Origin of the sequence: Streptomyces sp. 891-h (genome assembly GCF_022760275.1) — a bacterium.
Classification (GTDB): Bacteria; Actinomycetota; Actinomycetes; order Streptomycetales; family Streptomycetaceae; genus Streptomyces; species Streptomyces spirodelae.
In genome coordinates this window covers 2,289,324-2,301,568 of sequence record NZ_CP050693.1, presented here as the reverse complement: position 1 = coordinate 2,301,568, position 12,245 = coordinate 2,289,324, and the positions used below count along the sequence as shown (strand labels likewise).

Sequence of the window (12,245 nt, the reverse complement as noted above, 5' to 3'; positions counted from 1 at the left end):
TCACGCTACTTGACGGCCCCTGCGGTGCGCGATTCGCCCCCGGATGGGGTGTTCGGCAATGGCGCGAGTATTCCCATTCTCGTGCTGCTCTCACCCTGGTGGCCGTACGGTAAGGCTGGGCGTCGCCGTCCGAGGTTGAGCGATTACGCGGTGATGTCCCTTCACCCCCAAGAGACCCGGCTTCCGGGCCCGGGTCGCGAGAGGAGAAACCCATGTCGCTCGACGTCCCACCTGCGCTGTTGGATCAGGCAGAGCGTGGCGAGGTGGATGAGGCGGCGTTCATCGACTGCGTCCGCACCTCCCTCCCGTACGCCTGGGAGATGGTCAGTTCGCTCGTCGCTCAGTTGAAGGTGGACGGCGGCGAGTTCGCCGACAACCAGACACCGCCGCCGGATGAGCAGCACCGCGGGCAATTGCTCCGCGCACTGGCCAGCGACGCCATCCGGGGTGCGCTGGAGCGCCACTTCGGCGTGCGCCTCGCTTTCCAGAACTGCCACCGTGTCGCCGTCTTCCCGCTCGACGCCTCGGCGGACGACCGGCTCGCCCGGTTCACCTCCATACGCGGTCAGCTCCTCAACCAGTCCCCGGAGCTGCGCGACTGCTGAGCGGTCCGGACGGCGGACGGAGCCATGAGGCGATTGCGGCGGTGGAGTGTCACCGCCGCAACCGTCGGCGGCGTGCCGGGAGCGCGCTCCGCACACGGCGGAACCGCTCTCCACACCCGGCGGACCGTGCCGGTGGCATGGGCCGCCTGCAACGTTTTTCAGCCTTTGCTGCGGGGGTGCCGACAGCCGTGCCCGCTGCCCGGCTCAGCCGAGCAGCGGGAGCACCTCACCGGCCAGCCGGTGCACGTTCCGCAGCGTGCCGTCGCGCTCGCCGCCGCCCTCGACCAGCAGCGCGAAGCGGCCGATTCCGGTGCGCTCCGCCGTCGCCGCGAGCCGGTCGGCGCACAGCCGGGGCGCGCCCACCGGGTGCAGATCGCACAGCAGCTCCGTATAGCCGACCGGGTCGCGCATCGGACGGGGCCTGCCGTCGACGGTCACATGCTGGCCCAGTCCCTCGCGCAGCCAGCCGGGCATGGCCTTGGTGAGCGACCGCCGGGCCTCGTTGTGCGAGTCGGCCACCTGCACCACGCCCGCCGACACGTGCCGCCCGGCAACCGCCTCCACAACCTCGGACGGGTGCCCGGCCTCCAGTGCCGTACGCCGCCACAGGCGGGTCATGTCCGCCTTGTCCTCGTCCCCGCAGTGCATGCCCAGCAGCATGGGCAGCAGCCGTTCGGCGGCCAGCCGCACCGACCCCGGTGAGGTGCAGGCGACGACCACACCGGGACCGCCCTCCTCCCCGGCTCCGCGGGCACCCGTGGCCGGCCCGCGGGGCAGGGCGGCGCTCTCCGGGCGCGGCACCACCTGCACCTCGCGGAAGCGGTAGCGCTCCCCGTCCGCGCTCACCCTGGGCTCGCGCAGCCAGCGCAGCAGCAGGTCCAGCGCCTCCGGGAAGCCCTTCTCGTAGGCGCTCAGCCCGCCGCCGAAGACCTCCAGGTCCACCCAGGGCCCGCCGCGTCCGACGCCGAGCGTGAAGCGGCCACCGGAGAGCAGGTGCAGCAGCGCGGTCTGCTCGCCGAGCGCCACCGGGTGCGTGTTGGGCAGCACACTGACGGCCGTGCCGACGCCGATCCGCCGGGTACGCCCCAGCAGGACCCCCGCGAGAGTCACCGCCGAGGGGCACACGCCGTACGAAACGAAGTGGTGCTCGGCCAGCCAGACCTCGGCCAGTCCCGCCTCCTCCGCCGCCTCGGCAGTGCTCACCGCACGGTCCAGCGCCTCGTCCTGCCCCTGACCCGGGAACTGCGCACCCAGGACAAAAGCTCCAACTCGCATTACCCACCGCCCTTGTGACTGCCCGCAGCCGTCCGGTCCGGCCAGGGCAGGGGCCCCGGAAGGCCGGGCACCCCACCCGGCAATAACGTGCGGACGGGCGCCGAGGGCACGGCCTGACATGCCATTCATCAGATGAACGCCAGTCGGCCCGTGCCTGTGGACAGCCGCGGGCGCCCGCCGCCCATCTGCGTACGCTGGACTCGTCCTACGCTGTCGACCCCGAGGTGCCCACGTGTCCCCGCGTCGTAACCGCTCCCGCAGCGGTGCCGTCAAGTCAGCCAAGGCCGCCCGCACCGGCTCCGGGGTGCGGCGCGGTGGCGAGGAGCCCAGCGAGCGGGAGCGCTTCGGCCTGGAGCGCACCGAGGACTGGCGCGGCGAGGAGTGGGCGGTCCGGCAGATAAGCGGCGGAGCCGCGGTCAAGCACTACCGGTGCCCCGGCTGCGACCAGGAGATCCCGCCCGGCGTCCCGCACGTCGTCGCCTGGCCGCTTCAGGGCGATGTGGCCGACCGCCGCCACTGGCACCGCGCCTGCTGGAACGCGCGGGACCGCCGGAGTGCCAGACTCCAGCGGTCCCGTAACGCGCCCCGCTACTGAGCGGGCAGCGGCATGCGGTGAGCAGCCCCGGCGGGCTGCTACACGTCGCGCTTGTGCAGCAGCGCGTAGGCCACCCCGAGGACGATCAGCGTGACTATCGCCAGACCGCCGAGCAGCGGCCAGCCGGTGGCGTCCTGGTCGTCGCTCATCGGGATGCGGTAGAGGGAGGCAAGGCCGTTGAGCGGGGAGTACTCGACCAGCTTCTGGCCCACGTCCCTGAGTGCCTCGCTGGTCTGCATCAGCGGCCCGACCACCACGGGCAGCAGAATGGCGCCCATCATCGTGGTGATCGCGCCCGCCGAGTGGCGCAGCAGGGCGCCCACCGCCAGCGACAGCAGTCCCAGCAGCGCCACGTACAACCCGGCGCCGATGGTGGCGCCCAGCCACTCGCCGCTGGAGGCGACCAGCGTCCCTCCTTCGACTGTCCCTCCGAAGGACCCCTCCTCCACGTACGAGGGAACCTGCTGGTCGCTCAGGAGTGCGGAGTTGACCAGCGCGGTGAGGCTGCAGGCCAGCGTCGTCATCACGAAGGCCAGCCCGAAGAAGATCAGCGCCTTGGCCAGCAGCACCCGGCCGCGCTGCGGGCAGGCGGTGAGGGTGGTGCGGATCATTCCGGTGCCGTACTCGGAGGTGATGACCAGCACGCCGAGCGTGACCACGCCGAGTTGGCCCAGCATCAGGCCGAACAAACCGGTGGAGAGCAGCGGCATCCCGGTGTAGGTCTCGCCGCTCAGTGTCCCCGCCGTGAGCAGCCCGATGCCGACGACCAGTGCGAACATCACGCTGAGCGTCCACACGGTCGAGCGGACCGTGCGGATCTTCGTCCACTCCGCGACGAGCGCGTGACCGAGGTGGGTACGGGCCATCGGGATCGGCGAGCTGTAGGGGGCGATGCCGTTCGGCCAGTTCGCCTGCGGGGCCGCCTGGCCCTCGTACGCCGCCTGGCCCTCGTACTGCTGGGTGCTCATCAGGCGTCCTCGCCTTCGTTCTTGGCGGTGCTGGTCGCGTCGCCGCCCGCGGCTGCGGGGGCGCCCTTGGCCATCGGTCCTGCCGGGGGTGCGGTGGCGCCGGAGGCGTACGGGTTCGGGGCGCTCGCTCCGTCCGCCGGGGCCTGCGGCGCTCGCATCTGGAGCGTGCCGCCCTCGGGGGCGCCCGGTTGCGGGACGGCGCCGGGCTGCGGTGCCGTGCCCGGCTGCGGGGCTCCGGGCTGCGGGGCTCCGGGCTGGGGAGCCGCCTGCTGGGCCGCGTACGGATTGCCCTGCGGGACCGGCGGCATCTGCGGGGCCGCCGCCATCCCCGGCGCCGCCTGCGGGGGCACCATTCCCGGCGGTGCCGCCGTGGGCGCTGCCATCGCGGGGGCACCGACCGGCTGTTGCAGGCCGGCGCGCATGTCGGTGGTCGAGCGGTAGTCGACCGAGCCCTGGGTGAGCCGCATGTACGCCTCCTCCAGGGACGCCTGGTGCGGCGACAGCTCCCACAGCCGGACGTCGGCGCCGTGCGCCAGGTCGCTGATGCGCGGCAGCGGCAGCCCGGTGACGCGCAGCGCGCCGTCCTCCTCGGGCTGCGCCTGGCCGCCCGCCTCCTGCAGCGCCGAGACCAGCTTCTCGCGCTGCTCGGGCTCTCCGTCGGGGGTGCGCACCCGGGCGAAGCCGATGGAGTTGCGCTCGATGAACTCCTGCACGGGCATGTCGGCCATCAACTGTCCGCGCCCGATGACGATGAGATGGTCGGCGGTCTGCGCCATCTCGCTCATCAGATGGCTGGAGACGAACACCGTCCGGCCCTCGCTCGCCAGCCTCCGCATCAGGTTGCGGACCCACAGGATGCCCTCCGGGTCCAGCCCGTTGACCGGCTCGTCGAAGAGCAGCACCTGCGGGTCGCCGAGCAGCGCGGCCGCGATGCCCAGGCGCTGCCCCATGCCGAGCGAGAAGCCCTTGGAGCGCTTCTTGCCGACGTCCTGGAGCCCCACCACGCCCAGCACCTCGTCGACCCTGCGGGCCGGGATGCCGGACAGCTGGGCGAGGGAGAGCAGATGGTTGCGCGCGCTGCGGCCGCCGTGCACGGCCTTCGCGTCGAGGAGCGCACCGACCTGGCGGGGTGCGTTGGGCAGGTCACGGAAGTTGTGGCCGCCCACGGTCACCCGGCCGGAGGTCGGTGTGTCCAGCCCCAGGATCATGCGCATCGTGGTGGATTTCCCGGAGCCGTTGGGCCCCAGGAACCCGGTCACGGCCCCCGGCCGCACCTGGAAGGACAGGTTGTACACGGCCGTCTTGGCGCCGTAGCGCTTCGTCAGGCCGTACGCCTCGATCATCCTTTGCCCCTGGACGCAGTTCGGGGCTCGATCGCCCCCGGACATGGCCTAGGAGGTTACGGGGCTCCGAAATGGTTCCCTACGGCGGCCCCCGCCAGGCGCACGCGGCGAGCGGGGGCCGCCGGGCTCAGGCGTCGCGCTTCTTGAGGACGACGAAGCCGGCCACCAGCGCGGCTGCCGTCCACGCGACCATGATCAACAGCCCCTCCCAGGGCCCGTACGGCCGGTCCAGGGTGTCGGGCACCACGGCCATCACCGTCGTACCCGCCTGGTCCGGGAGGTACTGGCCGACCTTCTTGGTCGCCTCCACATTGCCCAGGATGTTGGAGATCAGGAAGAAGAACGGCATCAGGATCGCGAACGCCAGCAGCGGGCTGCGCAGTACGAAGGTGATACCGACGGCGAACATCGCGATCAGCGCCATGTAGAGACCGCCGCCGACCACGGCACGCAGCACTCCCGGCTCGCCGATGCCCACCCCGTGCGAGCCCAGCAGGGCCTGTCCGAGGAAGAAGGCGCAGAAGCTGGTGACCATGCCGACGACCAGCACCAGTACCCCGGCGATCAGCACCTTGGACCACAGGAACGTGGCCCGCTGCGGCACGGCGGCCAGCGAGTTGCGGATCATCCCGGTGCTGTACTCCGCCGAGACGATCAGCACGCCGAACGCGATCATCGCGAGCTGGCCGATGCCCATCCCGGCGAAGCTGGTGTAGGTGGCGTCGAACGTCACCCGGTCCGCGGTGGACATGTCGTCGAAGGTGGAGGCGGTCACCCCGCAGATCAGCGCACCCAGACCGACGGAGACGAGCAGCGCGGTGGTGAGCGTCCACACGGTGGAGCGGACGGAGCGGACCTTGGTCCACTCGGACTTGAGCACTCGGGTGGTGTGACTCATCCTCGGCGCCCCTTCTTCCAGTCCTCGCCCCAGGCGGACGGTGCCTGCGCCCCCGGTGGGGGCTGTGTCCCCGGCGGCTGCTGTGCCCCCGGTGGTGCCTGCGCCCCCGGTGGCGGCTGGATTCCCGGCGGTTGCGCTCCCGGTGGCGCGGCCGGGGCGCCCGGGGCGTGGGCGTGGTACTCGACACTCTGGGCCGTCAGCCGCATGAACGCCTCCTCCAGGGAAGCCCGCTGGGTGCTCAGCTCGTGCAGCACCACCCGGTGCTCGGCGGCGAGTTCGCCGATCCGCGGCGCGTCCCCGCCGTCCACCTCCAGGGCACCGTCCGTACCGGTCACCGGCCGCAGCCCGGCCCCGACGAGGGCGTCCCGCATCCGCTCGGGCTCGGGGGTGCGGACCCGCACATGCGTACGCGAGTTCTCCGCGATGAACTGCGCCATCGAGGTGTCAGCCAGCAGCTTCCCCTGACCGATGACGACCAGGTGCTCGGCGGTCTGTGCCATCTCGCTCATCAGATGGCTGGACACGAAGACCGTGCGGCCCTCCCTGGCGAGCTGCTGCATCAAGGTGCGGATCCAGTGGATGCCCTCCGGGTCCAGCCCGTTGACCGGCTCGTCGAACATCAGGATGCGCGGGTCGCCCAGCAGCGCGGCCGCGATACCGAGCCGCTGGCCCATGCCGAGCGAGAAGCCCTTGGGTCGCTTGCGCGCCACATCCTGCAGGCCCACCATCTCCAGCACTTCGCCGACCCGGCGCTCCGGGATGCCGTTCGACTGGGCCAGACACAGCAGATGGTCGTAGGCTCTGCGGCCGCCGTGCACGCCCTTGGCCTCCAGCAGCGCACCGATGCTGTTGAGTGGCTCGCGCAGCTCGCCGTAGTGCTTGCCCTCGATACGCACATCGCCCCGGGTTGGCGCGTCCAGGCCCAGCACCATCCGCATCGTCGTCGACTTGCCCGCCCCGTTCGGGCCCAGGAAGCCGGTGACCGTACCGGGACGTACGGTGAAGGTGAGACCGTCGACAGCGAGCTTGTTCCCGTACCGCTTGGTGAGGTCTCGCAACTCGATCATTCTTCGACGCTAAGGGGCGGCATCGGCCCTCGCCACTTGTGCGCATTATCCGCACATCACCCGCACATGTGAAACGCTGTGCGCCGCTTGCGGGCTGTGGGGCTGTGAACGTGGCTGCCCCTTTCGGCGTGTCGCAGCGTGCGGGTTCGTGGGTGGCTGGTCGCGCCGTTCCCCGCGCCCCTTCGGGGCGCGGGGAATCTTGGCGTCAGCGGGTCTGCTGGGCCGGGACCGAGCGGCCCGCGGCTTCCTCGTCCCCGACCTCCTCGCCGGGCTGGCCCGCCGCCGCCACAGCGGCGCCGGTGAGCGTGGCCAGCATCTCGCGCACGTTGGTGAGCTGTGCGTTGATGCTGTCGCGGCGGTTGGTGAGCGCGGCCAGCTCCCGCTCGGACTCGCTGCGCACCCGGTCGGCCTTGGCGTTGGCGTCGGCGACGATGTCCTCGGCCTGGCGCTGCGCGGTCTCGACGGTCTGCCGGGCCCGGCGCTCCGCGTCCGTGCGCAGCTTCTCGGCCTCCAGGCGCAGCTGCTCGGCGCGGTGCTCGATCTCGGCGAGCCGCTTCTCGGCCTTGGCCTGACGGGAGGCCAGGTCGCGCTCGGACTGCTCGCGGCGCTTGGCCAGGTTGGTCTCGAAGTCGGCGGCAGCCTGGGCCGCCTTGGCGCGGGTGTCCTCGAAGAGGGTGTCGGCCTCCTCGCGCTTGGACTGCGCGTCCTTCTCCGCCTCGCTGCGCAGCGACGCGGCCTCGCTCTTGGCCTTGTCGACGATGCGGGCGCCCTCTTCCTCGGCCTTCGCCTTGCGCTCGGCGGCGAACGCCTCGGCGTCGTTGCGCACCTGCTGCGCCGCGCCCTCGGCGAGTTCGCGGTGCTGCTCGGCGGCGCGACGGGCCTCCTCGCGCAGGTCCTTGGCCTCTTCCTCCGCGAGGCGGAGGATCTTCTCGACACGGGCACCGAGACCGGCGTACGACGGCTCCGCGTCGTTGACCTGAGCCTGGGCGTTCTGCGTTTCGAGGTGGAGTTCCTCGATGCGCTTTTCCAGAGAGGTGATACGGGCCAGGGCGCTGTCACGGTCGGCGACGAGCTTCGTGATGCGGTCGTCCACCTGCCCGCGGTCGTAGCCACGCCGCACGAGCTCGAAGCCGAAGGGGGAGGAAGTGTCGCTCATGGGGTTCCTGTCGAGTCAGACGGGTTATCAGACGGGGGAGTGATAGAGGGAATCCTAGGGGTCGAAGCGGCGTGTCATCGAGCTTATGCGTGTTTGATCTGGAGAATGTGCCCTCATTCGAGTGGCTAACTCTCCGAACCCTTGCCACTCGAACGAGTTGTACCAGCGCCAACGCCCGCTGTCACACCACCCTTTGTGCCGGTGTCACGTCCGCCCTTTTTGCCGGAAGCTGAGGCAGCGCCGGGAGATGCCGCGCCGGAGCCCGAACCGCGCCCCGACCCGCCGGAGCCGGAGCCGCCGGAGCCCGAAGCGGAATCGGAAGCGGAATCAGTATTGCCCGAGTTGCCGGAGCCCGACCCGGCCGCTGCGGCGGCACCCGGCGTCTCGAACGACTCCAGCGCCTCCAACACGTCCTGCACGCGGGAGATCTCCGCGTTGATGTCCTCCTGGCGCCGCATCAGCACATCCAGCTCGCGCTGTCCGGCCTCCACCGTGCGCCGGGCCTCCTCCGTGGCCTCCTCGCGCGCCTGCTGGGCCTCGCGCAGCATGGCGGCCTTCTTCTGCTCGGCCTCCTTGAGCAGCCCCTCGGCCTTCTTGACGGCGGCGATACGCACCCGGCCGGCCTCGGCGTCCGCGTCCGCGCGCAGCTCCTCGGCCTTCGCCCGGGCCTCGGCCAACTGCTCCTCGGCGGCCTGTACGAGCTTGTCGCAGCGCTCGCCCGCCGACTGCATCGCCTCGGCCGCCTCCCGGCGGGCCCGCTCGTGCAGCTCCTCGACCTCCGCCTCCACCCGGGCCCGCAGCTCCTCAGCGCGCTCGCGGATCGCACTGGAGTCGCTGCGCGCCTCCTCCAGCATGGTGTCCGAGTCGGAGCGGGCCTTCTCCACCAGCTCCCGGCCCTCGGCCCTGGCCTCGGTCACCAGCCGCTCGGACTCGGTACGCGCGGCCCCGACCATCGAGTCGGCCTGCTCCTCGGCGGCCGCCTGGGTGCGCAGCGCCTCCTCCTGGGCCTTGGCGAGCAGTTGGTCGGCCTGTTCCGCGGCCTCGCCGCGCTTGTTGGCGGCCTGTTCGCGGGCCTCGTCCAGCAGCCGCTGGGCCTCGGCGCGTGCCTCCTCGCCGAGCCGCTCGGCCTCGGCGCGGGTCTGCTCGCTGAACTGCTCGGCGTCGGCGCGCAGCTGGGCGCCGACCCGCTCGGCCTCGGCGCGCGTCTCCTGGCTGAACTGCTCGGCCTCGGCGCGGGTGTTCCGGCTGTACTTCTCGGCCTCCGCGCGGGTCTCGCTGTCGAACTGCTCGGCCTCGGTCCGGGTCCGCGCGGCCTCCTCCTGGGCCTTGGCGAGGAGCTGGTCGGCCTGTTCCGCGGCCTCGCCGCGCTTGTTGGCGGCCTGTTCGCGGGCCTCGTCCAGCAGCCGGTCGGCCTCGGCGCGTGCCTCCTCGCCGACCCGCTGCGCGTCGGCGCGGGTGCGCTCGGCCTCCGCCATCGCGTCCGAGACGGTCCGCTCCGCCAGCGACTTGGCGGCCTCGGTCTCCTCCTGCGCCTCCCGGCGCAGCGTCTCGGCGGCGTGCTCGGCGGCCGACCGCAGTCCGGCGATCTCCTCCTCGGCCTCCGCGCGCAGCCCCGAGACGGAGTCCCGCACCTGCTGCGCCGTCTCCTCGGCGGACGAGACGAGTTCGGCCGCGCGGCGCTCGGCCTCCTCGGTCAGCCGCTCGGCCTCCTCGTGGGCCTCCGCGACCCGCTTGCGGGCGGCGGCCAGCAGCTCCTCGCTCTGCTCGCGGGCCTCGGTGCGCTCCTGGTGCGCCTCCTCGCGGGCCGCGGTCAGCAGCTCCTCGGCCTCGCGCCGGCGGCGGGCCGCCTCCTCCTGGGCCGCGGTGAGCGCCTCGGCGGCCTCCGCGTTGGTCCGCTCGGCGGCCGCGTCCGCCTCGGCGCGTACCCGGTCGGCGGTGGCCTTGGCCTCCTCGCGCAGCCGTTCGGCCTCCGCCGCTGCCTCGCTGCGCAGCTGGACGGCGACCGACTCGCCCTCCGCGCGGGCCTGCGAGGCGTCCGAGGCCGCTTCCGTGCGCAGCCGTTCGGCCTCTTCCTCGGCCTGCTCGCGCAGCGTGCGCACCCGCTCGGCCGTCTCGGAGCGCAGCCGTTCGGCCTCCGCCCTGGCCTCGTCCCGCAGCCGCTCGGCCTCCGTACGGGCCTCGGTCAGACCGGACTCGGCCTGCGCCAGCTTGGCCTCGGCCTCCTCGCGCAGCCGGGCCAGCTCCGTCTCGGTCTCGGCCTTGCGCTCGCGGAGCGCCTGCTCGGTTTCCTCGCGGGTGCGCCGCGCGGCCTCCTCGGCCTCCGTACGCGTCTGCTCGGCCTGCTCCTCGGCCTGCGAGCGCAGCTCCTCGGCCTCCGTACGGGCCCGCTCCAGCGCCTCCTCGGCCTGCTTGCGCAGCGTGGTGGCCCGCTCGATCGCCTCCGTACGGACGCGCTCGCTCTCCGTGGTGGCCTCGGTACGGGTCTCCTCGGCGTCGGCTTTCGCCTTGCCCAGCAACTCCTCCGCGCGGTTGGCCGCCTCCTCGATCTGCTGGACGGCGTCACGGCGGGCCTCGCCGCGGATCTTCTCGCCCTCCTCGACCGCCTCGGCCCGCAACTGCTCGGCCTCGCCGCGCAGCCTGCGCGCCTCCTCCTGGAGCTCGACCGTCCTTTCCCGGTACTCCTTGGTGTCGTCCTTGGCGGCGCCCTTGAGCTGCTCGGCCACGTCGTGCGCCTCGGCGCGCAGCCGGTCGGCCTCCTCCTCGGCCTCCCGGCGCAGCCGCTCCGCCTCCTCGGCGGCCGACTTCGTGGTGGCCTTGGCCTCCTCCGAGGCGCGGTTGAGCACGTCCTCGGCCGTACGGGCGGCCTCGGCGAGCTGGTTCGCCGACTCCTCGGCCGTGGTGGTGCGGGCCTTCTCACGGGCCTCGGCGATCATCCGCTCGCCCTCGGCCCTGGCGTCCTCGCGCAGCTGCTCGGCCTCGGCCTTGATCGCCTCGGCGTCCTTGGTGGCCTGCCCCACCAGCCGCGCCACCTCGGCCTTGGCCGTACGGGTGCGCTGCTCGTTCTCCGACTCGGCGTCCGCGAGCCGCTTGCCCGCCTCGTCCTCGGCCTCCTGGAGCTGCTCGGAGGCCTTCTCGCGGGCCTCGCGCAGGGCCTCCTCGGCCTCCCGCATCCGCTCCTCGGCACGGCGCATCAGCTCGGCCGACTCGCGCCTGCTGGTCTCCACCTCGCTCGCGGTCGAGGTACGCAGCTGCTCGGCGTGGTCGGTGGCCTCCTGCGCCTGTGTGGAGGCGGCGTTCAGCAGCCGCTCGGCGTCCGCGCGGGCCCGCCGCAGGATCGACTCGGCCTCGCTGCGGGCCTGCTCGGCCTCCGCGCTCAGCCGCTGCCGCGACTCCTCGGTCAGCCGCTGCGCCTCGGCCCTGGCCTGGGCGAGCGACTGCTCGGCCTCGGCTCTGGTCTCCTCCATGAGCCGACGGGCCTGCTGCTCGGTACGGGTGCGCAGCTGCTCGGCCCAGGCCACGTTCTCGTTGACGTGGTTCTCCACCGTGGCGCGGCGCTCGGCGAGCTCCTGGTCGAGCTGCTGGCGGCGGCGTACCGCCTCGGCGTGCAGCTCGGCCTCCAGCCGGGACTGCTGCTCGGCCTGTTCCTGGAGCAGCCGCTGGGTCTGGGCGCGCGCCTCGCGCAGCTCCCGCTCGGCGTCGGCGCGCATCTGGTCGGCCTGGAGCTGGGCGTTGCGGAGCAACTGCTCGGCCTGCTGGGAGAGGTTGTCGTACCCCGCAGGGCGCGTGGCCAGGGCGCGGCGCGCCTCGTGCAGCTTGGCGCGCAGCACTTCGACCTGGTAGCCGAGGTCGTCGGCATGCTCGACGGCCCGCTCCCGCTCTTTCTTCAGCCGCTCCATCTCGGCCTCGAACTGCGAGAGGTGATCGTCAGCCTCGTAGCGGTCGTAGCCCCGCACTGCGCGGTCCCATCCGTCCCCTGGTAGTCGTGGAGATGATCCGAGCCCTGCCCCTGGAGAAGTGTCCCGGACTTGAGGGACACGTCTCCCGGAAATGGTGTCAGATCATCGGCGGAACGTGGACCGAGCCCCCAGCCCGGAGATCTCTGTACGGGTGGGGAGGGCCCGCCCCGGCCGGAAGCCCACTCTACCGGGCGTGCAGGCAGACGTCAGTGGTCCGTTGGTGCGGCTGAGGCTGCAGTTCCCCGGGGGACGACCTTTGGACCCCCGGCCGGGCACTGTGCCGCCTTCAGTGGGATTGGTCGCCGGGCGTGGCGGCGGTGACCAGTTCTGTGAGCACCCGTGACAGTCCTTCGCGTGCAGGCTGTGTTTTCCCGGGGGCCCC

The 12,245-nt window shown here is 72.5% G+C and carries 9 protein-coding genes; 2 read left to right on the top strand and 7 right to left on the bottom strand.

What is annotated here, in order from left to right:
- The first annotated feature begins 212 nt into the window (after positions 1 to 212).
- On the top strand, positions 213 to 605 hold the full coding sequence (locus HC362_RS09655; protein ID WP_243083484.1) for an SCO5389 family protein: 393 nt from the start codon (positions 213 to 215) through the stop codon (positions 603 to 605).
- 204 nt (positions 606 to 809) lie between these two features.
- Here the strand turns inward: HC362_RS09655 and HC362_RS09650 are convergent, their stop codons facing one another.
- The gene (locus tag HC362_RS09650) at positions 810 to 1,880 is read right to left on the bottom strand and encodes an LLM class flavin-dependent oxidoreductase (RefSeq protein WP_243083483.1); all 1,071 of its coding nucleotides are present in this window, start codon (positions 1,878 to 1,880) and stop codon (positions 810 to 812) included.
- Positions 1,881 to 2,112: 232 nt separating this feature from the next.
- On the opposite strand from HC362_RS09650, the gene HC362_RS09645 reads away from it, so the two are divergent.
- A complete protein-coding gene (locus tag HC362_RS09645) occupies positions 2,113 to 2,475 on the top strand; it encodes an ATP/GTP-binding protein (protein ID WP_243083481.1) in 363 nt (120 codons plus the stop codon).
- 38 nt (positions 2,476 to 2,513) lie between these two features.
- Here HC362_RS09645 and HC362_RS09640 read toward each other — a convergent pair whose 3' ends face one another.
- The 6 genes from HC362_RS09640 to scy form a co-directional block, all read right to left on the bottom strand.
- The gene (locus HC362_RS09640; RefSeq protein ID WP_243083480.1) at positions 2,514 to 3,443 is read right to left on the bottom strand and encodes an ABC transporter permease; all 930 of its coding nucleotides are present in this window, start codon (positions 3,441 to 3,443) and stop codon (positions 2,514 to 2,516) included.
- Positions 3,443 to 4,786 (bottom strand): ABC transporter ATP-binding protein, encoded by a 1,344-nt coding sequence (locus HC362_RS09635; RefSeq protein ID WP_243083478.1) that lies wholly within the window; start codon positions 4,784 to 4,786, stop codon positions 3,443 to 3,445. Before HC362_RS09635 ends, HC362_RS09640 begins: the two co-directional genes overlap by 1 nt.
- 127 nt (positions 4,787 to 4,913) lie before the next feature.
- Positions 4,914 to 5,684 carry an ABC transporter permease subunit gene (locus HC362_RS09630; RefSeq protein WP_243083476.1) on the bottom strand — a complete coding sequence of 257 codons (771 nt, stop codon included), beginning with the start codon at positions 5,682 to 5,684 and terminating at the stop codon, positions 4,914 to 4,916.
- Complete coding sequence (locus tag HC362_RS09625) at positions 5,681 to 6,751, bottom strand: ATP-binding cassette domain-containing protein (protein ID WP_243083474.1); 1,071 nt, start codon at positions 6,749 to 6,751, stop codon at positions 5,681 to 5,683. Before HC362_RS09625 ends, HC362_RS09630 begins: the two co-directional genes overlap by 4 nt.
- Positions 6,752 to 6,956: 205 nt before the next feature.
- Entirely contained in the window at positions 6,957 to 7,907 is a 951-nt protein-coding gene (locus HC362_RS09620) for a cellulose-binding protein (protein ID WP_209264603.1), read from the bottom strand.
- Between the two features lie 125 nt (positions 7,908 to 8,032).
- Complete coding sequence (scy, locus tag HC362_RS09615) at positions 8,033 to 11,860, bottom strand: polarized growth protein Scy (RefSeq protein ID WP_279240084.1); 3,828 nt, start codon at positions 11,858 to 11,860, stop codon at positions 8,033 to 8,035.
- Positions 11,861 to 12,245: the final 385 nt, after the last annotated feature.